Annotated in this window: 33 protein-coding genes, 1 tRNA gene and 1 pseudogene; 10 read left to right on the top strand and 25 right to left on the bottom strand. The window is 68.7% G+C overall.

The annotated features are described in order from the left end of the window. Positions 1-67: 67 nt before the first annotated feature. The 3 genes from B5X82_RS14655 to B5X82_RS14645 form a co-directional block, all read right to left on the bottom strand. Positions 68-1,591 (bottom strand): hypothetical protein, encoded by a 1,524-nt coding sequence (locus tag B5X82_RS14655; RefSeq protein ID WP_079648907.1) that lies wholly within the window; start codon positions 1,589-1,591, stop codon positions 68-70. Between the two features lie 125 nt (positions 1,592-1,716). Then, positions 1,717-2,355, bottom strand: coding sequence for a prolyl hydroxylase family protein (locus tag B5X82_RS14650; RefSeq protein WP_079648906.1), 639 nt, complete (start codon positions 2,353-2,355; stop codon positions 1,717-1,719). Between the two features lie 217 nt (positions 2,356-2,572). Next, the gene (locus B5X82_RS14645) at positions 2,573-3,079 is read right to left on the bottom strand and encodes a winged helix-turn-helix transcriptional regulator (RefSeq protein WP_235862700.1); all 507 of its coding nucleotides are present in this window, start codon (positions 3,077-3,079) and stop codon (positions 2,573-2,575) included. A gap of 77 nt (positions 3,080-3,156) precedes the next feature. Here B5X82_RS14645 and B5X82_RS14640 point away from each other — a divergent pair, with 77 nt between their 5' ends. Both B5X82_RS14640 and B5X82_RS14635 read left to right on the top strand, forming a co-directional pair. Beyond that, complete coding sequence (locus B5X82_RS14640) at positions 3,157-3,801, top strand: dihydrofolate reductase family protein (protein ID WP_079648904.1); 645 nt, start codon at positions 3,157-3,159, stop codon at positions 3,799-3,801. Next, on the top strand, positions 3,782-4,468 hold the full coding sequence (locus tag B5X82_RS14635) for a glutathione S-transferase family protein (RefSeq protein WP_079648903.1): 687 nt from the start codon (positions 3,782-3,784) through the stop codon (positions 4,466-4,468). Before B5X82_RS14640 ends, B5X82_RS14635 begins: the two co-directional genes overlap by 20 nt. 198 nt (positions 4,469-4,666) lie before the next feature. On the opposite strand, the gene B5X82_RS14630 is transcribed toward B5X82_RS14635, so the two are convergent. Beyond that, the gene (locus tag B5X82_RS14630; RefSeq protein WP_079648902.1) at positions 4,667-5,047 is read right to left on the bottom strand and encodes a hypothetical protein; all 381 of its coding nucleotides are present in this window, start codon (positions 5,045-5,047) and stop codon (positions 4,667-4,669) included. 92 nt (positions 5,048-5,139) lie between these two features. Between B5X82_RS14630 and B5X82_RS14625 the strand changes: the two genes are divergently transcribed. After that, on the top strand, positions 5,140-6,141 hold the full coding sequence (locus B5X82_RS14625) for an adenosine kinase (RefSeq protein WP_079648901.1): 1,002 nt from the start codon (positions 5,140-5,142) through the stop codon (positions 6,139-6,141). Positions 6,142-6,196: 55 nt separating this feature from the next. Here B5X82_RS14625 and B5X82_RS14620 read toward each other — a convergent pair whose 3' ends face one another. The 10 genes from B5X82_RS14620 to B5X82_RS14575 all read right to left on the bottom strand — a co-directional run bounded on the left by B5X82_RS14620 (position 6,197) and on the right by B5X82_RS14575 (position 13,381). After that, positions 6,197-7,720 carry an amino acid permease gene (locus tag B5X82_RS14620; RefSeq protein ID WP_079648900.1) on the bottom strand — a complete coding sequence of 508 codons (1,524 nt, stop codon included), beginning with the start codon at positions 7,718-7,720 and terminating at the stop codon, positions 6,197-6,199. 118 nt (positions 7,721-7,838) lie between these two features. After that, a complete protein-coding gene (locus tag B5X82_RS14615) occupies positions 7,839-8,216 on the bottom strand; it encodes a histidine triad nucleotide-binding protein (RefSeq protein WP_079648899.1) in 378 nt (125 codons plus the stop codon). Positions 8,217-8,259: 43 nt separating this feature from the next. After that, entirely contained in the window at positions 8,260-8,580 is a 321-nt protein-coding gene (locus B5X82_RS14610) for a phosphoribosyl-ATP diphosphatase (RefSeq protein ID WP_079648898.1), read from the bottom strand. Positions 8,581-8,767: 187 nt separating this feature from the next. Continuing rightward, positions 8,768-8,917 carry a PEP-CTERM sorting domain-containing protein gene (locus B5X82_RS26800; protein WP_176152567.1) on the bottom strand — a complete coding sequence of 50 codons (150 nt, stop codon included), beginning with the start codon at positions 8,915-8,917 and terminating at the stop codon, positions 8,768-8,770. A gap of 290 nt (positions 8,918-9,207) precedes the next feature. Beyond that, on the bottom strand, positions 9,208-9,906 hold the full coding sequence (rplA, locus tag B5X82_RS14600; protein ID WP_079648896.1) for a 50S ribosomal protein L1: 699 nt from the start codon (positions 9,904-9,906) through the stop codon (positions 9,208-9,210). Positions 9,907-9,910: 4 nt separating this feature from the next. Continuing rightward, positions 9,911-10,342, bottom strand: coding sequence for a 50S ribosomal protein L11 (rplK, locus tag B5X82_RS14595; protein WP_079648895.1), 432 nt, complete (start codon positions 10,340-10,342; stop codon positions 9,911-9,913). A 214-nt stretch (positions 10,343-10,556) separates the two neighbouring features. After that, entirely contained in the window at positions 10,557-11,096 is a 540-nt protein-coding gene (gene nusG, locus B5X82_RS14590; protein ID WP_012048773.1) for a transcription termination/antitermination protein NusG, read from the bottom strand. 21 nt (positions 11,097-11,117) lie between these two features. Next, positions 11,118-11,315 (bottom strand): preprotein translocase subunit SecE, encoded by a 198-nt coding sequence (secE, locus tag B5X82_RS14585; RefSeq protein ID WP_012048772.1) that lies wholly within the window; start codon positions 11,313-11,315, stop codon positions 11,118-11,120. A gap of 143 nt (positions 11,316-11,458) precedes the next feature. Beyond that, positions 11,459-11,534 (bottom strand) — tRNA-Trp (locus B5X82_RS14580). 122 nt (positions 11,535-11,656) lie between these two features. Next, positions 11,657-13,381 (bottom strand): fatty acyl-AMP ligase, encoded by a 1,725-nt coding sequence (locus B5X82_RS14575; RefSeq protein WP_079648894.1) that lies wholly within the window; start codon positions 13,379-13,381, stop codon positions 11,657-11,659. Between the two features lie 164 nt (positions 13,382-13,545). Between B5X82_RS14575 and B5X82_RS14570 the strand changes: the two genes are divergently transcribed. The 6 genes and pseudogenes from B5X82_RS14570 to B5X82_RS14545 form a co-directional block, all read left to right on the top strand. After that, positions 13,546-14,073 (top strand): regulatory protein RecX, encoded by a 528-nt coding sequence (locus tag B5X82_RS14570; RefSeq protein ID WP_223811127.1) that lies wholly within the window; start codon positions 13,546-13,548, stop codon positions 14,071-14,073. A gap of 183 nt (positions 14,074-14,256) precedes the next feature. Continuing rightward, positions 14,257-14,781: a cold-shock protein gene (locus tag B5X82_RS14565; protein WP_176152566.1), complete on the top strand. Its 525-nt coding sequence runs from the start codon at positions 14,257-14,259 to the stop codon at positions 14,779-14,781. A gap of 2 nt (positions 14,782-14,783) precedes the next feature. After that, entirely contained in the window at positions 14,784-15,260 is a 477-nt protein-coding gene (locus B5X82_RS14560) for a DUF192 domain-containing protein (RefSeq protein WP_079648891.1), read from the top strand. 168 nt (positions 15,261-15,428) lie between these two features. Next, positions 15,429-15,812, top strand: a complete 384-nt coding sequence (locus tag B5X82_RS14555) for an NADH:ubiquinone oxidoreductase subunit NDUFA12 (RefSeq protein ID WP_079648890.1) — start codon at positions 15,429-15,431, stop codon at positions 15,810-15,812. Between the two features lie 3 nt (positions 15,813-15,815). Beyond that, entirely contained in the window at positions 15,816-16,310 is a 495-nt protein-coding gene (mlaD, locus tag B5X82_RS14550) for an outer membrane lipid asymmetry maintenance protein MlaD (protein WP_079648889.1), read from the top strand. A 242-nt stretch (positions 16,311-16,552) separates the two neighbouring features. Further along, positions 16,553-16,786 (top strand): annotated as a pseudogene (locus B5X82_RS14545) (DUF2155 domain-containing protein); the annotation flags it as partial. A 35-nt stretch (positions 16,787-16,821) separates the two neighbouring features. Here the strand turns inward: B5X82_RS14545 and aat are convergent. The 11 genes from aat to B5X82_RS14490 form a co-directional block, all read right to left on the bottom strand. Beyond that, the gene (gene aat, locus B5X82_RS14540) at positions 16,822-17,568 is read right to left on the bottom strand and encodes a leucyl/phenylalanyl-tRNA--protein transferase (RefSeq protein ID WP_079648888.1); all 747 of its coding nucleotides are present in this window, start codon (positions 17,566-17,568) and stop codon (positions 16,822-16,824) included. A gap of 73 nt (positions 17,569-17,641) precedes the next feature. Further along, positions 17,642-18,028 (bottom strand): hypothetical protein, encoded by a 387-nt coding sequence (locus B5X82_RS14535; protein WP_079648887.1) that lies wholly within the window; start codon positions 18,026-18,028, stop codon positions 17,642-17,644. Between the two features lie 82 nt (positions 18,029-18,110). Further along, positions 18,111-18,509 (bottom strand): hypothetical protein, encoded by a 399-nt coding sequence (locus B5X82_RS14530; protein WP_079648886.1) that lies wholly within the window; start codon positions 18,507-18,509, stop codon positions 18,111-18,113. A 29-nt stretch (positions 18,510-18,538) separates the two neighbouring features. Then, the gene (locus tag B5X82_RS14525; RefSeq protein WP_235862707.1) at positions 18,539-19,030 is read right to left on the bottom strand and encodes a demethoxyubiquinone hydroxylase family protein; all 492 of its coding nucleotides are present in this window, start codon (positions 19,028-19,030) and stop codon (positions 18,539-18,541) included. A 98-nt stretch (positions 19,031-19,128) separates the two neighbouring features. Next, a complete protein-coding gene (locus B5X82_RS14520; protein ID WP_079648885.1) occupies positions 19,129-19,602 on the bottom strand; it encodes a disulfide bond formation protein B in 474 nt (157 codons plus the stop codon). 57 nt (positions 19,603-19,659) lie between these two features. Next, positions 19,660-21,009: a S41 family peptidase gene (locus B5X82_RS14515; RefSeq protein WP_079648884.1), complete on the bottom strand. Its 1,350-nt coding sequence runs from the start codon at positions 21,007-21,009 to the stop codon at positions 19,660-19,662. Positions 21,010-21,144: 135 nt separating this feature from the next. Further along, positions 21,145-22,341: a murein hydrolase activator EnvC family protein gene (locus B5X82_RS14510; protein ID WP_079648883.1), complete on the bottom strand. Its 1,197-nt coding sequence runs from the start codon at positions 22,339-22,341 to the stop codon at positions 21,145-21,147. Positions 22,342-22,544: 203 nt separating this feature from the next. Then, positions 22,545-22,967 (bottom strand): 23S rRNA (pseudouridine(1915)-N(3))-methyltransferase RlmH, encoded by a 423-nt coding sequence (locus B5X82_RS14505; RefSeq protein ID WP_079648882.1) that lies wholly within the window; start codon positions 22,965-22,967, stop codon positions 22,545-22,547. Between the two features lie 36 nt (positions 22,968-23,003). Further along, entirely contained in the window at positions 23,004-23,393 is a 390-nt protein-coding gene (rsfS, locus tag B5X82_RS14500) for a ribosome silencing factor (protein WP_176152575.1), read from the bottom strand. Between the two features lie 26 nt (positions 23,394-23,419). Continuing rightward, positions 23,420-24,052: a nicotinate-nucleotide adenylyltransferase gene (locus B5X82_RS14495; protein WP_079648881.1), complete on the bottom strand. Its 633-nt coding sequence runs from the start codon at positions 24,050-24,052 to the stop codon at positions 23,420-23,422. Between the two features lie 60 nt (positions 24,053-24,112). Next, positions 24,113-24,583, bottom strand: a complete 471-nt coding sequence (locus tag B5X82_RS14490; RefSeq protein ID WP_079648880.1) for a vgr related protein — start codon at positions 24,581-24,583, stop codon at positions 24,113-24,115. A 117-nt stretch (positions 24,584-24,700) separates the two neighbouring features. Between B5X82_RS14490 and B5X82_RS14485 the strand changes: the two genes are divergently transcribed. After that, positions 24,701-25,309, top strand: coding sequence for a LolA family protein (locus B5X82_RS14485; protein ID WP_079649082.1), 609 nt, complete (start codon positions 24,701-24,703; stop codon positions 25,307-25,309). Positions 25,310-25,568: the final 259 nt, after the last annotated feature.

Below are 25,568 nucleotides of genomic sequence, written 5' to 3'. Positions count from 1 at the left end.
GTTCAAATGTGCGAACGGGCGGCGAACGCTTGCGCGACCGCCGCCCGTATCGTCGTTCAAGCGCCGGTCAGTTCGGGATCGCGGTGCAGGCCCCGCTGGTGCTGCCGAACGACGCGGTCGAGGAGTTGCAGGTCCAGCCCGCATACCAGGTGTCGGTCGCGTCCCGCACCGCGCCGATGTACGACGTGGTGACGAAGAAGCTGCCGAGCGTCTTGGCGTCGAACGGCGTCACGGCCGCTTCGTTGGCGCCGTTGATGTAGGTCCCGGTCAGCGACGCGGTGAAGCCCGGCTTGTTGTTGCTGCCGGCGGTGAAGATCGTCTGGACCGCCGCCTCGTTGCCGTCGGCGCGATAGTTGCCGCCGGCGCAGGCGAAGGCGACCGAGTTGAACACCGGCGGGCCGACGTCGTCGAGGCTGCTGTTGGCCGCGCGGGTCGTGGTGGTGCCGGTCTCGTCGATGTCGAGGCAGGCGCCGGTGCCGGTCACCACGCCGTTGACCATCGTATAGTCGGTGCCGCCGCGCAGCAGCATGACGTTGCCGCCCTGGACGGTCGAGCGCTGGACGAAGGTGAAGTTGGCGAGACGGGTGTTCTGCCGCGGGGTCGCGTCCTCGTTGCCGTTCGAGTCGGCCTCGATCATCGAGTCGCCGTTCGAACCGTCGCGCTGCACGCCGATCACGAACTGGATGAAGCCCTTGTAGCCGAGGTCGGTGTCGAGGCCGTCGTCGTCGGCGCCGGTGATCACCAGATATTTCAGGTTGGCACGGCCGCCGAAGATCTCGATGCCGTCGTCCGAGCTGTTGTGGATCTGGATGTGGTCGAGCGTCGTGCCGCTGCCGACGCCGCCCAGGGTCAGGCCCTGCAGCTCGTTGCCTGGCGCGATCGCGAAGCCCGAATAGCGGATCTGGACATATTGCAGCGTGCCGCTGTTGTCGGCCGCCTGGTCGCCGCCATAGAGCGAGCTGGTGGTGCCTTCGATGACCTGCTGGCACTGGGCGGAGCCGCCGGCGACCGCGGTGTTGCAGTCCGAGATCGGCGCGCGGCCCAGCAGGATGATGCCGCCCCACAGGCCCTGGCTGCTGTCGGTCGCGGTGCCGACGACGTTGTCGCGGGCGGTGAAGATGATCGGCGACGACGCGGTGCCGATCGCGTTCAGGCGCGAGCCGCGGTTGACGACCAGATAGTCGTTGCCGGACGAAGCGAAGACGGTGACGCCCGGCTGGATGGTGAGGGTGACGCGCTGGCCGCCCGCGGCCGCGCCGTCGCCGCCGATGTCGGTGCCGACATTGACCGGGCCGGAGAGTGAGTAGACCACGCCCGGCAGCTTCTGCAGCGTGTAGTCGGCGCTGATGCGCCCCGAAATCTCGCAGTTGCGGAACGCCGAGGTGACGGTGCCGCGGTCGATCGTGCCGGTCGGGCAGCTCGCGGCGGCCTGGCCCGGGGTCGGGGTGGGGGTCGGCGTGGGCGTCGGGGTGGGCGTGGGGGTCGGGGTGACGATGGTGCCTTCACCGGGCGAAGCGACGTCGTCGGCGCCGCCGCAGGCGGTGACCGCCAGCGCGCAGCCGAGCATCAGGATGGTGCGGAACTTGTTCATGATGGCCCCTTTGCTGGACGAGGGGGCGCCCGACTCTCGGCCACGCCCTTCGGAACCCGCTCCTAGAGAGGCTGGATGGCGGCTCGATTACGCCGACATGACAGTTTGGAGACAGCCGGCCGGGGTCAGGTCCGGTCGGGCCAGGGCCGTTCGCGATACCATTTGGTGATGACGTATTTGGCGCCCCTGCGGACCTTCATCCCGCAATGGAGCGTCGCCTCATTGGGCTGGCCGGATCGGTCGATATTGGCCCAGACCACCAGTTTTCCGCGCTGGGGCGGGATGATCTTGTCGAGCCGGCGGAAGCGGGTGGCGCCGCCGGCGGCGGGCTCGTTGAGGTAGATCATCGCGGTCCAGCTCCGCTGGCCGGTCTCGCCGCAATGGGCGAGATAGTCGAAGCCGGTCGGTTCGAAATAGTCGGTATGGTCGCGGAACTCGTCGCCGACGTCATATTTCTGGCCCTGGATCGGTTCGCCGAGTCGGGGATCGATGCCCAGCGCATCGGCGATCCGCGCGTCGATCGCCTGCGCCAGCGCGCCGCGGGGATCGAGATCGCAGGTCTTGCTGGTGCGGAAATAGGCGATGCCCTGGTCGTCGGCGATCGTCGATGGCCGGTTGTCGCGGTCGATCAGCGCGACCAGCTCGGCGCAGGTCTCCGCCGGCAGGAAATCGCGGATCACGAACAACTCGGCCTTCGCGCCGGGCAGCTTTTGTGCACCACGGGACTTGAGATGGTCGGCGACGGGGGAGATCAGGTCGGTCATGGCGATCGCCTGCGTAGAGCCTGATCGTTTGAGGCGGAAGCGCAAAGCGCTTCCGCCGATGACGTGAATCAGGCTCTCAGCATATGTCGAGACCTTGATTCACGTTTCAGGCTGATTCAGCCTGAAACGATCAAGGTCTTGCGCGATCGGGGCGGGTCAGGCCATGGGGCGCGTCATCGTCCTGCAACATGATCGCTGCGGAACCGACCTTTTTCCGTCAGCCTTCGCGACGCGCCAGTTCGGCCTCATAGGCCGCGCGCAGCCGGGGAAGCACCGGATCATGCCCGACGGGCAGCGGCGTGCCGAGGTGGAGGTGGCGCAGCTCGGCCATGAAATCCGCGACCAGCGCCGGCCCGCCGTCCTCCATGAGCTGCTGGCGGATCGCCAGCTCCGGCGTGGTCGGCAGGTGGCGGCGGCCCCAGGCGCCCATCTGGACGAGCAGCGGCAGCAGCTCGATCCCCTTGTCGGTCAGGCTGTAGACCGCCTTCTGCTTGTGGGTGGGATCGTCCTGCCTCGACAGCACCCCCAGGGCAACGAGGCGCTTCAGCCGGTCGGCGAGGATGTTGGAGGCGATGCCCTCCTCCGACTGGCCGAGCAGCTCGCGGAAATGGCGGCGGTTGCCGAACATCATGTCGCGGATGACGATCAAGCTCCAGCGGTCGCCGAGCACTTCGAGCGTCAGGTTGATCGGGCAGCCGGAGCGGCCGGAAAGTCGATCCGTCATCATAACTGCTTGCAAAATACAATCGGTTGAACTAGAGCGCAACTGCTTGCAGATTGAAAGCGGTTCAGGAGGGCATCATGAGCAAGGTTCGCGCAGCCGGCTTCTCGATCTCGCTCGACGGTTTCGGCGCCGGCCCCGACCAGAGCCTCGCCGACCCGCTGGGGCATCGCGGCACCGAGCTGCACCAATGGTATTTCGCGACGCGCAGCTTCCGCGCGATGATCGGTGAGGAGGGCGGCGATACCGACGGCGTCGACGCGGTCCACGCCCGCCGCGCGATGGAGGGATTCGGCGCACATATCCTCGGCCGCAACATGTTCGGTCCGGTGCGTGGCCCCTGGAAGGGCGACGAATGGACGGGCTGGTGGGGCGACGAACCGCCGTTCCACGCGCCGACCTTCATCCTCACCCACCATCGGCGCGAGCCGCTGGTGATGGCGGGCGGCACCGTCTTCCACTTCGTGACGGAGGGGATCGGCGCGGCATTGGAGCAGGCAAAGGCGGCGGCCGGCGATCGCGACGTCAAGATCGGCGGCGGCGTGTCGACGCTGCGCCAATATCTGGCGGCCGGGCTGGTCGACGAGTTGCATCTCGCGGTGGCGCCGGTGCTGCTCGGCCGCGGCGAAGCGCTGTTCGCGGGGCTCGATCTTCCCGCACTCGGCTATAGGGTGCTCTCCAGCGAAGCGGGCGAGATCGCCCGGCATGTCATCATCGGCCGATGAACGGAAAGGCAGCGCGACCATGACGATCCAGCTCTACGCCCATCCCTTCTCCTCCTACTGCCAGAAGGCCAAGACCGCGCTCCACGAGAAGGGCATCGCCTTCGAGGAGAAGATGCTCGACGGCAGCGAGCCGAACGCGGGCGAATTCGCCGCGCTCTGGCCGATCGGCAAATTCCCGGTGGCGGTCGACGACGGCCGGCTGGTGTTCGAGGCGACCGGCATCATCGAATATGTCGAGGCGCGCTTTCCCGATACGCCGCGCCTGATCCCGGCCGATCCGCTCGCCGCGGCCGAGACGCGGATGTGGGACCGCTTCTTCGACAATTATGTCGCCTATCCGCAGCAGCGCCTGGTCTACATCGCGATCGGCCGCGAGCATGACGACGGCGGCGATCGCTGGCGCGCGGCGCTCGACACCGCCTATGCGCTGCTCGACGAACGGATGCGGGACCGCGAATGGGTGGCGGGCGACTTCGGCCTGGCCGACTGCTCGGCGGCGCCGCAGCTGCTCTACGCCGACTGGAGCCACGCGATCCCCGAGAAATACGAGGCGCTGCGAGCCTATCGCGCGCGGCTGCTCGCCCGGCCGAGCTACGCCCGCGCGCTCGACGAGGCGCGGCCCTATCGCCACTTCTTCCCGCTCGGCGCGCCCGAGGGCCGGGACTGACGAGGCCATTCTTCGGCTTCTAGAGCGTCGTGCGTTTAACTTGACGCACCACGTCCGCTCATCCTGAGGAGGGACTGAGCCTTGGCGAAGGCCCGTATCGAAGGATATTCGAGCCTCGAACACCCCTTCGAGACAGCATTTCGACTACGCTCAATGCTTCCTCAGGGTGAGCGGGTCGGATAAAAGGCTCGATTGGTCCTACCGCGCTTCCTTCCGCCGGCTGAGCGCGGCGATGCAGGAGGCGCGGTCGATGTCCTCGCCGGTCGGCAGGCGGGCGTCGACATGGGTGACGACCGGCTCGCGGCCTGGCCCCGGCGGATAGAGATAGGCATCGAGCACGCAGACGCCGCTGGCATATTGCAGCTTGCGCGCCGGCTCCTCGCGAACGTCCTGGTCGGGGACGCCGAACAGGCTGATCAGCGCGCGGGCGTCCTTGCCCAGCACCCGGTCGAGCCCGGCCTCTGCCCGCACCGGCGGCGGTGGGGCGGAGACGACGGGAACCTGGCCGCTCGGCCCGCAGGCGGCGAGCAGCGCGGCGGGGGCGAGGGGCAGGAGGCGGACGGATCGCAACAGGGTCATGCCGTCCCGCACAGCATCATATCGGTCCGGGCGCAAGCGCCGGGCGGCGGACCGCTTGGCGGCGGCGACGGCTTTCGCTAGGAGCCGGGCGCATGATTCCCCCCCGCTACGACGTCGTCGCGATCGGCAACGCGCTGGTCGACGTGCTGTGTCACAAGGACGACGGCTTCGTCGCGGCGCAGGGGCTGCGGCGCGGGCTGATGCAGCCGATCGCCCCCGACCGCGCCGTGCTGCTGCACGAGGCGATGGGACAGTGCGAGGAGGTATGCGGAGGCTCCGCCGCCAACACGATGGCGGCGCTCGCGCGGCTGGGGCTGCGGCTCGCCTTCATCGGCCAGGTCGGCGACGACCGGCTGGGGCGGTTGTTCGCCGCCGACATGGCCGCCAGCGGCATCGCCTTCCCGCTGCCGCCGATCGACCGGCCGACCGGGCGGTGCCTGATCATCGTCAGCCCCGACGGGCACCGCACGATGAACACGGCGATCGGCGCGTCCGAATATCTGCCGGCGGCGGCATTCGACGGCGCGATCGCGGCGGATACCGCGATCCTCTACGTCGAAGGCTATATGTGGCGGACCGACGAGCCGCGCGCCGCTGCCCGCGCCGCGATCGAGGTCGCCCGCGCGCATGGCCGGCGCACCGCCTTCACCCTGTCCTCCGAATATTGTGTCCAGCAGCACCATGACGATTTCGTCGCGCTGCTCGACGCGGGGCTGATCGACATCCTGTTCGCCAACGAAGGCGAACTGGCCGAGCTCAGCGGCCGGGCCGATTTCGAGGCCGGCGTCGCCTGGGCGGCGGCGCGGGTCCCGCTGCTGATCGCGACGCGCGGGCGGGACGGGGCGATCGCGGTCGAGGGCGCGCGCCGCTACGAGGCGCCGGCCGAGCCCTTCGGTGCGGTCGTCGACACGACCGGGGCGGGCGACCTGTTCGCCGCCGGGGTGCTGGCCGGGCTCGCGCAGGGGCGCGACCTGCCGGTGGCGCTGCGCATGGGGGCGATCGCGGCGGGGCGGATCATCGCCCTGACCGGGCCGCGCCTGCCGGAGGGGGAGGACCTCGCCCGGCTGATCGAGGACCGGCTCCGCACGTCCTGACAAAGAAAGAGCCCGGCGGTTGCCGGGCTCGATCCTTTGGTCCTGCTCCCGTCGATCACTCGATCGGCGGCACCGGCTGCGGCGGCGCGTCGGGATCGGTCTCGTGAGTCTCGACGATGCCCCGGCCGAGATTGCTCTTCCGATAGCCGTACAGGAAATAGACGATCAGCCCGACCGCGGCCCAGCTGAAGAACAGCGTGATCGTGTAGCGCGACAGGCTGAAGAACAGGTAGATGCAGCCGATCGTCGCGATCGGGGCGACCAGCGCCACCGCCGGCGTGCGGAACGGGCGGCGGCGGTCCGGATCGGTCCGGCGCAGCACCAGCACCGCGATCGACACCGCGGCGAAGGCGAACAGCGTGCCTGAGTTGGAGATGTCTGCGAGCGCGCCCACCGGGAACAGCGCGGCGAAGATCGCCACGAATACGCCGGTCAGGATCGTCACCACATGCGGCGTCTTGAAACGCGGATGGACCCGCGAGAAGACGCCCGGCAGCAGGCCGTCGCGGCTCATCACGAAGAAGATGCGGGTCTGGCCGAACATCATCATCAGGATGACGGAGGGCAGGGCGAGGCCGGCGGCGAGGCCGAGCAGGTTGCCGATCTCCTTGTAGCCGATCTCGCGCAGGGTCCAGGCCAGCGCCTCCTTCGAGCAGACGACCTTGGCGTCGCCGATCGCCGAGCAGGCCTGCGCCAGCGCGGGCGATCCGGTGGGGATGGCGGCGCCCGAGGCATCGAGCATCGGCTGGGCGCCGACGCCGCCGATCACGCCGGCGGCGACGAGCATGTAGAAGATGGTGCAGATGCCGAGCGAGCCGATCAGGCCGATCGGCATGTTGCGCTGGGGATTCTTGGTCTCCTCGGCGGCGGTCGAGACCGCGTCGAAACCGACATAGGCGAAGAAGATCGATGCCGCCGCCGCCGAAATGCCGGCGAAGCCGAGCGGGGCGAAGGGATCGAAATTGTTCATGTTCATCACCGGCAGCGCCAGCACCACGAACAGCGACAGCGCGGCGACCTTGATGCCGACGAGCACGGCGTTGACGGTGGCGCTCTCCTTGGTGCCGAGCACCAGCAGCCAGGTCACGAGCAGCGCGATGATCGCGGCCGGGATGTTGACGATGCCGCCGTCGATCGGGCCGAGCACCAGTTCCTTGGGTACGGTTATCCCGGTCAATGATTGGAACAGCCCGACGACATAGCCCGACCATCCGACCGACACCGCGCCGGCGGCGATCGCATATTCGAGGACGAGCGCCCAGCCGACCATCCAGGCGACCAGTTCGCCCATCACGGCGTAGCTGTAGGTGTAGGCGGAGCCGGACACCGGCACCATCGCCGCCATCTCCGCATAGCAGAGGGCGGCGACCGCGCAGACGAAGCCGGCGATCACGAAGCTGAGCATCATGCCGGGGCCGGCCTTCTGCGCGGCTTCGGCGGTGAGAACGAAGATACCGGTTCCGATAATGCCGCCGATCCCCAGCATGGTCAGCTGGAACGGCCCTAGCGATCGGTGCAGCGACTTCTTCGCTGCGGTGGCGAGAATGGCGTCGAGAGGCTTAACACGCCCGAATATCATGCGGATGTCCCTTTCATGCCGGGCTTGTGCGCGCGGCCGGTCATGGGAGGGGGAGCCTAATCGCTAATTCGCCGCGCGCAACAGAATTGCGCGAGGGCGGTCGGCCGGCCTTCGCGGATCAGTTCACCAGCATCGCGTGGAACTGCCGGCCGCCGAAGACGTGGACGTGGAGGTGGGGCACCTCCTGATGGCCGTGGCCGCCGACATTGGCGAGCAGGCGATAGCCCGGCGCGGGCAGCCCCGCCTCGCGCGCGACATGACCGACGGCGCGGACGAAGCCGGCGATCTCGGCGTCGCTCGCCTTGGCGGCGAAATCGTCCCACGACACGTAGCGGCCCTTGGGGATCACCAGCAGATGGATCGGCGCCTGCGGGTTGATGTCGTGGAAGGCGAGCGCCCATTCGTCCTCATAGACCTTCCGCGACGGCAACTCGCCGCGCAGGATGCGCGCGAAGACATTGTCGTCGTCATAGGGCTGGGTCGCGTCGATCGGCATGGTCTTCCTCAACTCCCACTTCGTCGTTCCCGCGAGGGACGGATCACCCCTTCGGCCGCGCCGCCTTCTCGGCGAGGCCCGACACGCCTTCGCGGCGGTCGAGCTCGGCGAGCACGTCGGCGAAGGGCACCCCCGCCTCGCCGAGCAGCACCATCAGGTGGAACAGCAGGTCGGCCGCCTCGCTCGTCACCCCGTGGCGGTCGCCGGCCATCGCCGCGATCACCGTCTCGACCGCCTCCTCGCCCAGCTTCTGGGCGATCTTGGGCATGCCCTTCGCGAACAGCGCGGCGACATAGGAGGTGGAGGGATCGGCGGCGCGCCGCGCCGCGATGGTCGATTCGAGCTGGTCGAGGGTGCCGGTCATGCCGTCGCTTCAAGCGTGCCGGCGCGGCAAGGTCAATCGTCGAAACGCCGATCGCCGAAACGGCGAACCCCCGCCCGTCCATCGCCGCCGGGGTGGCGGGGAAGGGCGGGCGGGGGCCGCATCACGCAAAACAACGCACCGGAACACACGCTATGGGAACGCAAGCCACTCGAACATCATGCGCAACTCATGGCTCGCGGCGCCTGCGGCTCGCATAGCGACCCACCAGCACCCCCGCGACCGCGACCAGGAACAGGACGAGCGCACTGGGCTGCGGAACCTTCTGCAGCCACGCCGTCACCGTATCGAGTTGCGCCCAGGCGGGAGAGGCGATCACGGCGGCCATGCTCAACGCAAATACCCCCCGGAATGCGGAACTGACCATCGGACCATCCTCCCCCGCCCTCGCCCCCGGGCGAGAGAATAACGGGTTGCCAAGAAGGTAAGCCAGAATCGTGCCATTTGCGCCTAACGCCCGTTTTCCGGGGGTTTCGGTGCCGGATGGCGCGGGCGGGTGGGGTAAGGGTGTAAAGAAACCCGACAGGCGAGGCCCGATCGGATATGGCGCACGAAAAAGGGGCCGGGATCGCTCCCGGCCCCTTTCGAAGGAACGTTGCGGACCGGCGATCAGGCGCCGGCGACATCCGCCACGTCGATCTTCACGCCCGGGCCCATGGTCGAGCTGACCGCGGCCTTGCGGAGATACTTGCCCTTGGCGCCGGCGGGCTTCGCCTTGACGATCGCGTCGACGAACGCGTCGAAATTGGCGCGCAGGTCCTCGGCCGGGAAGCTCGCCTTGCCGATGCCCGAGTGGATGATACCGGCCTTCTCGACGCGGAACTCCACCTGGCCGCCCTTGGCAGCCTTGACGGCTTCGGCGACGTTCATCGTCACGGTGCCGAGCTTCGGGTTCGGCATCAGGCCCTTCGGACCCAGGATCTTGCCGAGGCGGCCGACCAGGCCCATCATGTCCGGGGTCGCGATGCAGCGGTCGAAATCGACCGTGCCGCCCTGGATCGTCTCGAGCAGGTCTTCGGCGCCGACGACCTCGGCACCGGCGGCCTTGGCTTCGTCGGCCTTGGCGCCGCGCGCGAACACGCCGACGCGGACGTCCTTGCCGGTACCCTTGGGCAGGGTGACGACGCCGCGGACCATCTGGTCGGCGTGGCGCGGATCGACGCCCAGGTTCAGCGCGACCTCGATCGTCTCGTCGAACTTCGACGTGGCGTTCTGCTTGGCGAGGGCGATCGCCTCATCGACGCCGTACAGCTTCTGGCTGTCGACCGACGCGGCCTGGTTCTTCTGCTTCTTGGTCAGCTTGGCCATGGTCTCAGCCCTCCACCACTTCGAGGCCCATCGCGCGGGCCGAGCCTTCGATGATGCGGGTCGCCGACTCGATATCGTTGGCGTTGAGGTCCTTCATCTTCACTTCGGCGATCTGGGCCAGCTGCGACCGCTTGATCTTGCCCGCGCTCGCCTTGCCCGGCTCCTTCGAGCCCGACTTCAGGTTGATCGCCTTCTTGATCAGATAGGTCGCCGGCGGGGTCTTGGTGATGAAGCTGAACGAACGGTCCGCATAGACGGTGATGATCGTCGGCAGCGGGGTGCCGACCTCGAAATCACCGGTCTGGGCGTTGAACGCCTTGCAGAAGTCCATGATGTTGACGCCGCGCTGACCGAGCGCGGGGCCGATCGGCGGCGACGGATTCGCCTTTCCAGCGGGCACCTGGAGCTTGATATAGCCCGTGATCTTCTTTGCCATGTTTCACTCTCTTCCAAGTTTAGCGGTCCATGCGAAGGCCGAGGCCCTCTCCCGCAATGTTCGGCACCTGCAAGGCGCCTATTCCGGATCGCTCCGAAACTTTCCAAATCGTCATGCTGAACTTGCTTCAGCATCCACCCATCATCCGCATCGTGCGTGCGTGTGGCCCGGTGGATCCTGAAGCAAGTTCAGGATGACGGCCCTGGTCAGGCCGTCACTTGACCCGCTCGACCTGCTCGAACTCGAGCTCGACGGGGGTCGCGCGGCCGAAGATCGACACCGACACCTTGACGCGGCTGCGGTCGAAATCGAGTTCCTCGACGACGCCGTTGAAGCTGGCGAACGGACCGTCGAGCACTTTGACCTGGTCGCCGATCTCATAGTCGACCTTGAGCTTGGTCTTGGGCGCGGCGGCGGCGGCCTCCTCCTTGGTGTTGAGGATGCGCGCGGCCTCGGCCTCGCTGATCGGCTGCGGCTTGCCCGACGAACCCAGGAAGCCCGTCACCTTCGGCGTGTTCTTCACCAGGTGATAGACGTCGTCGTTCATGCTGAGCTTCGCCAGCACATAGCCGGGGAAGAATTTGCGGTCCGACGTGATCTTCTTGCCGCGGCGGACTTCGGTCACCTTCTCGGTGGGAACCTCGACGGCTTCGACGAGCTGCTCCAGGCCCAGGCGCGCGGCATCGGCCAGGATCGCTTCGCGGACCTTGTTCTCGAAGCCCGAATAGGCGTGAATGATGTACCAGCGCGCCATGAACGCCAACGTCTCCGTCTTTTAGCCCAGGAGGGACAGCAGGAACTTCACGATCGACGCGAACATCTGGTCGATCCCGAAGAAGAACAGGCCCAGCAGCAGGGTCATGATGCCGACCATGATGGTGGTCGCGATCGTTTCCTTGCGGCTCGGCCAGACGACCTTGCGGGTCTCGGCCTTGACCTGGTTGATGAACTCAACGGGTGAAGTCTTCGCCACGTCCTCAGCCTATCCTGCCCGGTCCAACCCGGAAAATCACTCAAACAACGACACGAGGCCGCGGTCCGCTGTTCGGCCTTTCGGCCGGCGGACCTGACCTCGTCTCGTTTCTCGACCCCAGCGGCCTGCCGGCCATCGTCAGATGGCAGGAGTGGAGGGACTCGAACCCCCGGCCCTCGGTTTTGGAGACCGATGCTCTACCAACTGAGCTACACTCCTCCGGGTCCGAGACGCGGGCACATAGCGGTGGGGGCGTGCAAGCGCAAGGGGTTGGTGCATGCGGGCGGCGGATGCCGGGCCGGATCGCGCCGCCGCGATCGCGCCGTCCGATCATGCCGCCATCACGCCGCGATGTCGTAGCCCTGGATCTCGCCCGACAGATAGAGGTTGCGCGCCTTGGCGCGGCTCAGCTTGCCCGAGCTGGTCTTGGGCAGGGTGCGCGGCGGCACCAGTTCGACGACGCAGTGCATGCCGGTGATCGCGCGGACCTTCTCGCGGATCTGGTCGCGCAGCCGGGCGCGCTCCTCGGGATCGGAGGTGCGGCACTGGACGAGCACGGCGGGGGTCTCCTCGCCGCCGGGGGTGGTGATCGCGAAGGCGGCGATGTCGCCGGCCTTGAAGCCGGGAAGCTGCTCCACCGCCCATTCGATGTCCTGGGGCCAGTGGTTCTTGCCGTTGATGATGATCATGTCCTTGGCGCGGCCGACGATGTAGATGTAGCCGTTGGACATGTAGGCCATGTCGCCGGTGTCGAGCCAGCCGTCGACCATGCAGGCTTCGGTCGCCTCCTGGTCGCGGAAATAGCCGGTCATGATCGACGGGCCCTTGGCCCACAGCTTGCCGATCATCTTGTCGGGCAGCACCGATCCGTCCTCGTCGCGGATCTCGACGGCCATGTCGCGCACCGGCTTGCCGCAGTTGACGATGGCGCGGAAGCGGCGCGGCCGATCCTGGCTGTGGTCGCCGCCCGACAGCTGGGTCTCCTCGACCAGCTCGACGACGATGCCCTCGCCCGGCGGCATGATCGAGACGGCGAGCGTCGCCTCGGCCAGACCGTAGCTCGGCAGGAAGGCGGTCGCCTTGAAGCCGGCCTCCGCGAAGGCGTCGACGAACGACTGCATCACGTCGGGCCGGATCATGTCGGCGCCGTTGCCGGCGAGCCGCCAGCGCGACAGGTCGAAACGCTCGGACGCCTTGGTCTGGCTCGACATGCGGCGTGCGCAGATGTCGTAGCCGAAGGTCGGCGAATAGCTGATCGAGGTGCCCTCGTTGCGGCTTATCAGGTCGAGCCAGGCGAGCGGGCGGCGGGCGAAATCCTCGGTCTTGAGGTAGTCGACCGACACCTGGTTGGCGATCGGCGACAGGAAGCAGCCGACCAGCCCCATGTCGTGATACCAGGGCAGCCAGCTGATGCAGCGGTCCTGCGGCTCGAGCAGCATGCCCCAGGCATGGGCGGCGAGGTTGTTGAGCAGCGCGCGATGGGTGACGGCGACGCCGTGCGGGAAGCGGGTCGATCCGCTCGAATATTGCAGATAGGCGATGTCGTCGGGCGACGCCTGCGGCAGGATCGCGTCGACCGCCTCGCGCGTCTCGAACGCCTCGTAGCTCAGCGCCTCGACCCCGCGCAGCGCGGCGGCGGCGGCCGCCATCTCGGCCAGCTCCTCGGGGAAGAAGAGCAGCTTCGGGTCCGAGCTGCCGAGCTGGACGGCGAGCTGGTCGATATAGCTGTCCTTGCCGCCGAACGAGGTCGGCAGCGGCAGCGGCACGGGCCAGGCGCCGGCATAGACCGCGCCGAAGAACAGCGCGGCGAAATGCGCGCCCGTCTCGGCGATCAGGGCGATGCGGTCGCCGGGACGGATTCCCGCCGCGATCAGCCGGCCGGCATTGGCCAAGGCCTCGGCGCGCAGCTCCGAAAAGGGATAGGGACGCGTCAGCGTGCCGCGGGCGTCGTGGAAATTCAGCCCTCGCGCGCCGGTCGCGGCATAGTCGAGGGCGGCGCCCAGCGTTTCGAAATCGGAGAAACGGCGCGGCAGCGCATCGGCTGTCGGCGTCGGCACCAATGCCATTATCGGTCTGATCCTTCGTTCATTTGCGGCCATGTCCACCCGATCCAGCATCGTCGCATCCTCGCGGTCATGCCGGCCAGCCACCAGGCAGCCTCGTTCATTGCGCCACATCTTGCCGAGCGGCGCGTTCAAAATCCGGCCCGACTGTGGCACAATCATGGCGCATGCCCCGTTCCGTTGCCAAAGCCTTACCGCCCTATGACGCCGCCACGCTCGAGCGCGCCGCGCTCGACTATGCCGCGCGCTATGCGACGACGCGGGCGAAGCTGGCCGCCTATCTGCGCCGCAAGCTGCGTGAGCGCGGCTGGGACGGCGACGGCCCCGCCCCGGTCGAGGCGCTGGTCGCGCGCTTCGCCGAGCGCGGCTATGTCGACGACCGCGCCTTCGCCTCCGCCAGGGCCGACGCGCTGCTGCGGCGCGGCTATGGCGCGCGACGGATCGGCAGCGCGTTGCGCGCCGCCGGGATCGACGCCGAGACGACCGAGGCGCTGCGTGAGCGGATCGACGACGACGCCGAGGCGGCGGCACTGCGCTACGCCCGGCGCAAGCGGATCGGGCCGTTCGCCGCGCGCGCCGCCGATCCCGCTGAAAAACGCCGCTGGATCGCCGCGATGGCGCGTGCGGGCCATCCGATCGAACTGGTGTTGCGCCTGCTCCAGGTTGATCCCGACGAGGTAGGGGTTGAACCGTGACGCAGAACGCGCAATGGCAGGGGTTTGGGGCGCGGCACCGGATTCGGAAGCGCTTCGTTTCAACGGCGCTCTATGATAGAAGCTGACGCCAGGGCTGCGGGTGACAGGGCGATGAATGAGAAGTCTGTTGCGTCTGTGACGTTGCGCGACGTCAGCGTGGACAGCGGGCAGGAATGCATATCGATGGCTGCCGGCGAACCCGCCGAGACCGTCGTGGGTGCAGTGAAATGGTTCGACGCCACCCGCGGTTTCGGTTTCATCGCCACCGACGGCGATCGCGGCGACGTGCTCGTCCATTTTTCCGTGCTGCGCGACCATGGCCGCCGGACGCTGCCCGAAGGCGCGCGCATCGCGTGCGAGGTGGTCGCGCGCGACCGCGGCCTGCAGGCGCGCCGCATCCTCGCGATCGACCTGTCGACCGCGACGGGTCCCGATCCCGACCTGATCGCCAAGCGCAACGCCGACCGCGTCGACCCGACCCAGCTGATCGACCAGGCGGGCGATCCCGAGCCGGTCACCGTCAAGTGGTTCAACCGGCTGAAGGGCTATGGCTTCCTCGTCCGCGACGGCGAGACCCAGGATATCTTCATCCATATGGAAACGGTTCGCCGCGCCGGCCTGCCCGACCTTCTTCCCGAGACGCGGATGAGGGCGCGCATCGCCGAGGGCCGCAAGGGCCCGCTGGCGGTCGAGCTGATCACCGACTGACGATGGTCGCGCCGTTGCGGCTGCTCGGCGCGTTCGGCGCCCTGTCCTTCGCGCTGGCCGGCTGCGCGCCGACCTCCGCCGGGTCTCCGCCCGCCGCCGAGGCGAAGGCGACCGTTCCGCTGACGATCCACACCGCGCGCGGCAAGCTCGCTTATGCGGTCGAGGTCGCCGCGACGCCGCAGGAGCAGGCGCGCGGGCTGATGTACCGCACCAGCCTGCCCGACCATGGCGGGATGATCTTCCCGATGAAGCCGCCGCGCGAGGCAAGCTTCTGGATGAAGAACACCTACATCCCGCTCGACATGATCTTCATCCGCGCCGACGGCACGATCGCCCGGATCGCCGCCAACACCGTACCCGAGGACCTGACCCCGGTGGAATCGGGCGAGCCGGTCGCCGCCGTGCTCGAGATCATCGGCGGCGGTGCGGCCGCCAACGGCATCGCCGAAGGTGATAAGGTGGAGTGGAAGAAGAAATAGTAATGGTCTTGGGGTGGAACGGGATGCGCAGCGTCCCGCAAGGCCGAACGGCCGCCCGAGCTTATGTGAGGAAAGCCAAGTGCGCGGATGCGCACGCCGGCGCATGAGGCCAATCAAACACCCCACAAACACTTGCGCCCGCTAGGCCGCAAAGGCTAAGCGGACAGCATGCTCAAGAAGATCTTCACCTGGTGGGACGGTGCCACGATCGGCACCCTGCTGTTCAGCAAGCTCAACGGCACGCGGGTCGGTGAGGATGAGCTGGGCAATGTCTATTTCGAGGGCGGCCGCACCACCGATGGCCGGCCGCGCCGCTGGGTCATCTATTCCGGGTCGAACGACGCCAGCCGGGTTCCGCCCGCATGGCACGGCTGGCTGCACCACAGCACCGATTTGACCCCCGACCAGCTTCCGGCGCCGCGCGCCTGGCAGAAGCCGGCCGAACCGAACCTGACCGGGACCGAGGCGGCCTATCGGCCGGCCGGCGCGCTGGAGCGGGGCGGCGTCCGCGCCGCCGCGACCGGCGATTACGAGGCATGGAGCCCGAACTGAGCCATGAAGTCGCTGTTGCGTGAGAATATCGGCGAGGCGCTCGTCGGACTGTTCGTCGTCCTGTTCGCCGCCTGGTTCGTCTGGTTCGCCTGGGGCGCCACCGGCGGCGGCGCCAAGGCCGGCGCGATCCACGTCACCGCGCTCTTCCCCAACAGCACCGGCATCAACGTCGGCAGCGAGGTGCGCGTCGCCGGCATGAAGGTCGGCACCGTGACCAGCCAGGCGCTCGATCCGCAGAGCTTCCAGGTCAAGGCCACGCTCGCGATCGACCCGAAGGTCAAGCTGCCGGCGGACAGCAGCGCGGCGATCACCTCCGAAGGCTTTCTCGGCGCGACCTTCGTCTCGCTGATCCCGGGCGGCGATACCGTTCCGCTCAAGGACGGCGACACCATCGCCGACACCCAGGGCGCGATGGACCTGATGAGCATGGTCGGCCAGTTCATCAACAAGTCGGGCGGCGCGGCCGCCGGCGGGGCCGAAGAGGCGCCCAAGCCGTGAGGCGCATCCTGCTGGGCGCGGTCGCGCTCGGCGGCCTCGCGACCCTTGGCGCGTGGCAGGCGATCAGCCAGCAGCAGGTCCCGGTCGAGGCGGTCCCGTCGGACGAGCAGGCCGGCGCGCCCGCCCTGGCGCCGAGCGGCGACACCGAAAGCGAATCGGCCAACAGCAGCACGCCCGCGGCGCCACCGACGCCCGTCGCCGAGAAGATCCCCGACAAGCCGCTCGTCACCGAAGGCACGCCGATGGGCGCGCGGGTGGCGGTGCTCGGCCTGCTCAACAAGCGCAACGGCGAATCGCGCGACGTCACCCTCAGGCCGGGGCAAGCGATCCGGATCGGCGACGTCGTCCTGCGTCTGCGCGCTTGCGAGACGACTGCTCCCTGGGAGGATCAGAAGCTGACCGGCGCCTTCGTCCAGACCGACGTGCGCGGCCGCGACGGCGCCTGGCGGCGGGTCTTCTCGGGCTGGCTGTTCAAGGAGTCGCCGTCGCTCAACGCGGTCGAGGACCCGGTCTACGACGTCTGGCCCAAGAGCTGCACGATGGTGCATCCCGATATCGGCCCCGATACGGTGCGCGTGTCGGGATCGGTCGCGCCGCCGTCGAGCGCGAAGAAGTCGGGCGCCGCCCAGCCTGCCGCGGCCCCCGCGACCGCAACGCCGCCGGCCGCCCCCGCCCCGGTGACGACGCCGAGCGCGACGTCCAGCAACGCGACATAGTCGTCGCGGCTCACCTCGATCGCGCCGAGCGACTGGAGGTGATCGGTGATGAACTGGCAATCGAGCAGCCGGAAGCCGCCGACCCGGAGCCGCGCGACGAGCCAGGCGAGCGCGACCTTCGATGCGTTGCTCTCACGGCTGAACATGCTCTCGCCGAAGAAGGCGCCGCCCAGCCGCACGCCATAGAGCCCGCCGACCAGCCGCCCCTCGCGCCAGCATTCGATCGAATGGGCGTGGCCGCGGCGGTGGAGATCGGCATAGGCGGCCTCGATCGCCGGGTTGATCCAGGTGTCCGGCCGCTGGCTGGTGACCGCCGCGCATTCCGCGACGACCTCGCCGAACGCGCGATCGGCAGTGACGGCGAATCGATCGGAACGGATCGTCTTGGCGAGCGAGCGCGACAGGCGGAAATGGTCGAGCGGAAGGATGCCGCGCTTCTTCGGCTCGACCCAGTAGACGTCGTCGGCGGCACGGCTGTCGGCCATCGGGAAGACCCCGATCGAATAGGCTCTCAGCAGCAGGTCCGGATCGATCGCCTTCATCGACTATGCTCTCGCGGAAAGTATAGCCGATCGGCGAAAAATCGGAAGGGTTCGACCATGGGCCGAAGGGGTGTCACTCGCCCCGCTTCATCGCCTCGCGCTCGGCGCGTGCGGCTTCGAGGAACTGGCGCATGCAGCCGGTCTGGCCATTGGTGCCGTTGGGCGAGCAACTGTTGGGCAGGCCCTGTTTGCTGACCATGTCGAAGGTCCGGGTGCGCTCGACCCAGCTCTGCGTGACCTCATCGGCCTTGGGCTTCTTCCGCAGCGCCTTGGGGATGCGGTAACGTTCGCTCTCCGGCTGGCGGGCGCAGACGATGATCTCCTCGTCCGAGCTGCGCGGACAGGGATCGTCGCCGAACACGACCAGCGTGCTCATCCGCGGCGGGGGCGGCTCCTCGGCCTTCGGGGCGGCGAGCGCGGGCGCCGCGAGCAGCAGCGCGATCGGGAACAGGAGCTTCATCACGACAGCTAACGCGCGAGACGCTTTCGGGGTGCTGAATGGGGCGGGGGCCGCCCTGAAAAGAACAGGACGTCGGGAAGCGTCAGAACTTGATCCCGCACTTCTTGCCGTCGGCCTTGTCCTCTTCGCACGCCTTGCGGGCGAGCTGGCGGAAGCAGCCCGATGCGCCGCCGGCGCCGCTGGTCGAGCAGCTCTGCGCACCGCTGCGGCCGACATATTCCAGGCTCGACGCGCGGTCGCTCCAATTGTCGTTGCGCGGCTCGGTGCGGCGGAGCTGCTCGGGGATGCGGTAGCGTTCCCCTTCCGGCATGCGCTGGCACACGACGATCTCGTCGCCGTTGCTGGTCGGGCAGGGATCGCTGCCGAAGATGGTCAGCACGCGCTGGGTCCGCTGCGCCTGGGCGGGCATGGCGAAGGGCGCGGCGGCGGCGATGGCGGCCAGGACAGCAAGCGCCGGCGGGAGAAAACGGTGGGTCGTCATCGGCGCGATTCCTTGGCTGTGGTCGCCCATTATATGTGGCGCGAAAGCCCGATGGCAATGCGGCAGCCGAGCCGGATCGCGCCCGACAGCAGCGGATAGGCCGGGGCCTGTTCGGCGCCCGCGGCGATCGCGGCGTCGCGATGCTCGACCTCCTCGGCGCGGAACTCCTCGATCGTCGCGCTGAGCTCGGGATCGCCGTCGCCGATCTGTTCGAGCTGCTCGCGATAATGGCGGTCGATCTCGGTCTCGATAGCGGCGGTGCAGGCCATCGCCGCCTTGGGCCCGATCAGCGCCGTCGCCGCGCCCAGCGCGAAGCCCGCGACGTTCCACAGCGGTTGAAGCGCGGTCGGCCGCACCCCGCGCTCGGCGGTCATCCGGTCGAACACCGCGCGGTGGCGCGCCTCCTGCCCCGCCATGCGCGCGATCGCGCGGGCATCGGCCGATCGCTGGCCCATCACCGCGAGCTGCCCGGCATAGATGCGCGTCGCGCCATATTCGCCGGCCTGGTCAACGCGGAGCATCGCCGCGCGCTGTTGCGCGTTGGCGACCACCGAAGACGCGGCGCGCTGTTGCGCGTTGGCGACCGCCGAAGACGCGGCCCTCCGATTCGCATCCGCGTTCACGGCTTGCGCTTCCACAAGGCAATGATGGCGAGCCCGCCGAGGATCGAGAAGATCGCATTGAAGCCGGCGAGCGAGATGCCGAACAGCGTCCATTGCGGCACGTCACACTGGATCATCGGCGTCGCCATGATCTCGGCGAGCAGGTCGCCCTCCGACCCGCCGGTGGGCGGGGCCGAGCAGCGGGTGATCCCCTGCCACCAATGATATTCGACGCCGGCATGGAAGACGCCGATCGCGCCGCTGACCAGGATCGCGACGATCGCCAGCGCGAGGACGATCCGCCCCGCCCGCTTGTCGCCGAGCGGGAAGGCGAACAGCGCCAGCGCGATCGCCGCCTCGTGCGGCCAGCGCTGCCAATGGCACATCTCGCAGGGGAAGAGCCCGCCGATGAATTGCGAGCCGAGCGCCCCCAGCATCAGCGCCGAAGGCAGGAGGAGCGCAGCGAGCCGCGCCTGGGCGAAACCGGTCATGGGGGGGGTATAACCGAACCCCCCTCCCTTTCAAGGGAGGGGGGTTGTGGAGCTCTGTTAGCGCGCGCCGCTCCTGGCGCCGGCGAGGGCGGTGCGGAGCGGGGGCTGGGCCATGCGGGCGATGGTCTTGACCGCATAGTCGAGCTGGAAGTCGTCGATCCCCTGCTTCTTCAGCGCCTCCGAAGTGAGCTGGAAGCGCGGATCGGGCTTGCCGTCATCCTCGAGCACCTTGTCGTCGATCTTCGCCTCGTTGATCAGGTGGCGGCGCAGGTCGGCCTCGCGCAGACGCGGCCGGTCCTTGTAGTCGGGATCGCTGAGCTGGGGCACCAGGATGTCGGGCTTGATCCCACCCTCCTGCACCGACTTGCCCGACGGCGTGTAGTAGCGCGCCGTGGTCAGCTTGAGCGCGGTGTCGTCGGACAGTTCGAGCACGGTCTGGACCGAACCCTTGCCGAAGGTCCGCTCGCCCATCACCAGCGCGCGCTTCTGGTCCTGCAGCGCGCCCGCGACGATCTCCGCGGCCGAGGCGGAGCCGGCATCGACCAGCACGATCATCGGCAGGCCGTGGGCGAGGTCGGGCGGGCTCGCCGTCGCGTAGCGGCGCTCGATGTCGTTCTTCTCGCGCCCGCGCTGGGAGACGATCTCGCCGCGATCGAGGAAGATGTCGGACACGTCGATCGCCTGGTCGAGCAGGCCGCCGGGGTTGGAGCGCAGGTCGATCACATAGCCGAGCGGGTCATGCCCCAGCGACTTCTGGATGCCGGCGATCGCCGCGCGCACCGAATCGCCGGTGTTGGCGTTGACGAAGGTGTTGATGTTGATGATGCCGACCTGGTCCTTGACCTCCCACTTGACCGGCTTGAGCTGGATCAGCTCGCGGGTCAGCGAGACGTCGAACGGCTTGTCGCGGCCGGGACGGACGACGGTGATCAGGATCTTGGTACCGGGCTTGCCGCGCATCTGGTCGACCGCCTCGTCGAGGGTGCCGCCGTAGAGCAGCTTGCCGTCGAGATGGGTGATGAAGTCGCCGGTCTTGAGGCCGGCCTTCGCCGCGGGGGTGTCCTCCTGAGCGGTCATGATCTTGACCGCGCCGTCCTCCATCGTGACCGACAGGCCGAGGCCGCCATAGGCGCCCTGCGTCTGGGTGCGCATGTTCTGCCGGTCGCGCGCGTCGAGATAGGAGCTGTGGGGGTCGAGGCTGGCGAGCATGCCGTCGATCGCGCCCTTGATCAGGGTGCGGTCGTCGACCTTGTCGACATAGTCCGAGCGGACCCGCTCGAACACGCTCATGAACTGGTCGAGCTCCTTGTAGGTGCCGACGTCGACCGCGCCGATCGCGGGGGCGAGGGTGGCAACCATGACACCGGCGCCGAACAGGCCGATGGAACGCAACAGGGTCTTCGTCATCAAATCAGCCCGCTCCAAACAAGGCGTCATCGTACAGGCTTTTGCCGGGGTGCGAAATAGGCGCCTGCCCGGCTTCGACCATCGGACAAGATGGTTGGCCGGGCGCTGCGGGTCAATGGCGGCCCCGGCCGCGGCTCATCCGCGGGTCAGCAGCGGCAATATGTCGATCGGCCGTCCGGCGTGCCGCAGCTCGACCGTGATGCGCGGATTTCCGCCATCCGCGACGCCCAGCGGGCTGCCCTGGATCACCTCCGCGCCGACCTTGGCGGCGACCCGGCCGAGCCCGGTGATCAGTGTCGACCAGCCATTGTCATGGTCGATGATGACGATGCCGGCATAGCTGCGGAACGGGCCGGCGAAGGCGATCCGGCCGTCGGCGGGCGAAACGATCTGCGCACCGCGCGCCGCCGCCAGGGTCAGCCCGCGCGCGCGGACGCCCGAGTCGGACAACTCGCCCATCCCCGAGACGAGCCGGCCGCGCACCGGCAGGCGATAGGGCGGCGGCGCCTGCGCGATCGCCGACAGCCTGGCCAGCTCGGACGGCGGCGGTGGCGCGGCGCGGCCGGGCAGCGGCGGGCGCAGGCGTGGGCCCGGCAGGCTGGCGAGACGGGTGCGGATGTCGGACTGTTCGCCGAGCTCCTCGATCAGCTCGGCGATGTCCTTCGCCTTCTCGCCCATCGCGATCATCCGGTCTTGTTCGGCCATCGCGTCGTCGACCAGCCCCTGAGAGCGGCGGCGCTGGTCGGCTTCGAGCCGGGCGAGCGCGGTGCGGCGGATGCGGAGCTGGTCCTGCTCGCGGCGCAGGTCGGCGACCGCCAGCCCGGCCGAGCGGCGCAGCGCGTCGCCGCGCGCCACTTCGGCGCGAAGCCCGGCGGTGCGGGCGCGGATCTCGGGCAGTGCCGATCCCAGCAGGGCACGGACATGGACCATGTCATCGACCGATCCGGGCTGGACCAGCGCCAGCGCGGCAGGGCGGCGCGCCATCGTCTGGAGCGCCGCGGTCAGCCGCACGATCGGTCCCTGCCGCTCGGCGAGGCGGGCCCGTTGGCGGGCGCGGAGCCGGTCGACGATGCCGACCCGCGCCTCGGCGGCGGCGATCCGTGCTTCCGACGCCTGGATCGCGACGGCGGCGGCGGCCTGCTCGGCGCGGGCGCGGTCGGCGGCGCGGGTCATCGCCTTCGCCCGGTGCTCGAGGTCGGCGGCGCGGCGCTCGGCGGCCGACGCGTCGCGCTTCGCTGCCGCGAGCGCGCGCTGCTGCTCGGCGACGCCGGGGTCGCGCGACAGGGCGTAAGCGGGAATGGCGAGCATTGTAGCGACCGCTACAATAATCATTCCTCCCCGGAACGGGGAGGGGGACCGGCGAAGCCGGTGGAGGGGCGGCGCGTCAGCGCCGGCTGCGCCGTCGCCCCCTCCACCATGCTTCGCATGCGTTGAAGCGAGTTTGCATCCCCCGGACACAAACTTGGCTGGCCGGGGGCCAGCCAAAGCTTCAACGCCCTCCCCGTTCCGGGGCGGATTTTGGAAGGCTGCCTGCATCACCCTTCCCGATGATAGGGGTGGCCGGCGAGGATGCTGGTCGCGCGCCAGAGCTGTTCGGCGAGCATCGCGCGGGCGAGCAGGTGGGGCCAGGTCGCCTTGCCGAAGGCGAAGAGCAGGTCGGCCTCGCGGCGCTGGGCCTCGTCGAAGCCGTCGGCGGCGCCGATCAGGAAGCGGACCTCGCGCCGGCCGTCGTCGCGCCAGCGGCCGAGTTTCTCGGCGAACGCCATCGAGCCGAGCTGCTCGCCCTTCTCGTCGAGCATGACGAGGACGGTGCCGGGATCGCGCGGCGGCACGCGGCCGCCGGTGTCGGGCAGCTCGGTGATGCGGGTCGGCCAGCCGATCCGCTTCATGTAGCGGTCGACCAGCTCGGCCTCGGGACCCCGGCCGATCCTGCCCCGCGCGACGATGTGCAGCAGCAATGTGGTTCAGGGCCTCCCTGCCGCTGCCCTGCCGGATCAGCCCTGGACCGCGACGGGCGCGGGCGCGTCGCCGAAATTCCACATCCGTTCGAGATTGTAGAAGCTGCGGACCTCGGGGCGGAACAGGTGGACGATCACGTCGCCCGCGTCGATCAGCACCCAGTCGGCCGTCGGCAGGCCTTCGATCCGGACCGCGCGGCCCGTCTCGCTCTTGATCCTGTCGGCCAGCTTGGTCGCCATCGAGGCGACCTGTCGGGTCGAACGGCCCGATGCGATCACCATATGGTCGGCGATCGACGATTTGCCCGCGAGCGGGATCGAGACGGTCTCGATCGCCTGGTCGTCGTCGAGCGATTTCAGCACAAGCTGATGCAGCTTGTCCGAAGGGTCGGCATCCCTGGCGGCAGAGGCGTCTCTGGGCCTGATGCTGTCGGTGGCGGTCAATGTACCTCCTAGGGTAGCGGCCGGCGCGTCAACCTGTCGCGCAAGCCTCTGTTGCTGTGGGAAAGGTGCCAGCCTGGGTCCTTGGCCCGGAGCCGCGTTGCGGAACCGCGATCAGGATAGAAGTGCAGCAGCACGAGGGCCGGCGGTCTCCAGCTCGTCCAGTCTTTCGCCTTGGCCGCGGGCCGGACGAAATGCCGCAGCCAGCCCATCGCCCTCGAAGCGCGGGCGCCGTCATCATAACCCGGACGGGCGACGACGGCAATGACCACCCTGCGCGCTATGCCGCGCCAGTCCTGCCACCGGTCGAATTGGGCGAGATTGTCGGCCCCCATGATCCAGACGAAGCGGCGCTTCGGGTAGCGGCGGACGAGCTTGCGGAGCGTATCGGCGGTGTAGCGCGTGCCGAGCCGCGCCTCGATCGCGGTCGGGCGGATCGGCGCGCGCCGCGCCATCCGCGCCGCCGAGGCGTAGCGGGCGGCGAGCGGGGCCATGTCGGGAGTGCCGGCCTTGAGCGGATTGCCGGGCGACACCAGCCACCACATCTCCTCCAGCCCGAGCGCCTCGATCGCGAACAGGCTGATGTGGCGGTGGCTGTAATGCGCCGGGTTGAAGCTGCCGCCGAGCAGTCCGGTGGGGGTCATCGCGCCGCTCTAGCCGCTGCGAGGGGGAAGCGGAAGAGCGTCATCCTCGTTCCCCTCCCTTCAAGGGAGGGGGGCCTCGAATGGCAGCACCGCCTTGTACGCCTCCAGCCCCGGCTTGCCGGGCCGCGCGACGCCGCGTGCGAGGAGGAAGGCATCGGCGACGATCTCGGCCTGCTGCTCGATGCCGTAGCGGGCGAAGGGCTTGCCCGACTGCAATGTATAGGCATATCGGCAGAAGGGATGGCGCATCAGCGGCAGGTACCAGCGGCCGCCGCGCTGCGCCTGCCAGACATGGGTCATTTCATGGACGAACAGCGCCTGCATCGAGAGCGACGCGGCGGCATAGCAGTCGCGCCACAGCGGTCCGGCGGGGTGGCACCAGAGATGGCCGTCGGGCGCCATCAGCACGTTTGGCGGCTGGAACGGCCACCAGCGGGCGCGGCGGATCGTGACGCGGCCGGTATCGACCGCGTCCCCGAACATCGATCGGACGAGCGCCCCTTCGGCGTCGGTCAGTGGTCTCCTGTCCATTCGGGCCGATATATAGAAGGAAACATCGCGGCGCGCGCGGCGTTGGCGCGCTTCATTCCCAATTCAGCGGCGCTTGGGCATAAGGGCCGCCGAAACGACGATATCGACAGGAGCCGCATGCGCCCGCTTTTCCTTTCCCTGCTTCCCGCCGCGATCGCGGCGGCGGCCCCCGCCATGGCGCAGACCGCCTCGCTCGACCAGGTCGCCGCGCATCTGCGCGGGATCACGACGATGACCGCCGACTTCGTCCAGACCGACCGCAACGGCAAGTCGCTGTCGGGCACGCTGACCCTGCGCCAGCCGGGCAAGGTCCGCTTCGAATATCAGAAGGGCGTGCCGCTGCTGATCGTCGGCGACGGCAAGGCGCTGACGATGATCGACTATTCGGTGCGGCAGGTGTCGCGCTGGCCGGTCGGCAACTCGCCGCTGTCGGTGCTGATCGACCCGCGCCGCGACATGAGCCGCTTCGCCAAGGTGGTGCCCTCGACGATCCCGGGTACGATCACGGTCGAGGCGCGCGACGGCAAGCATCCCGAGTTCGGCACGATCACGATCGTCTTCGCCAGGGGCGCGGGGCCCGGCGGCCTCGCGCTCCAGGGGTGGACAGTGCTCGATGCGCAGAACGGCCGCTCGACCGTCCGGCTGACGAATCAGCGCTTCGGGGTGGCCATTTCCGACAAAGCGTTCAAATGGGACGACCCACGCCCGAAGGGGCCCCGGAATTAGCCCCGTCGTTCATAAAGGCGACAGGTTGGACCCCCTAAAAGCCTTTCCAGCGGTCGTGATCTTCTCGGGATTCCCCCCTGTTGCTCGAGAAACCAATCACGCCCCGCCTGCGTGACGAACGCCAGGTCGGCCCTCGCTCCCCGCCCCCGGAGCGAGGGCCATTCCTTTTGGAGGCCGCGCGGGCACTTCGCGAACAGCCGTCCGGCAATCGCCTTTGACGATAATCCCAGCGAAAGATCCGCTCTCGCGCGAACGACGG

The sequence above is a fragment of the Rhizorhabdus histidinilytica genome (assembly GCF_900167915.1).
GTDB lineage: Bacteria > Pseudomonadota > Alphaproteobacteria > Sphingomonadales > Sphingomonadaceae > Rhizorhabdus > Rhizorhabdus histidinilytica.
The sequence above is the reverse complement of the archived record's forward strand: the minus strand, read 5'-3'. Positions and strand labels throughout refer to the sequence as shown.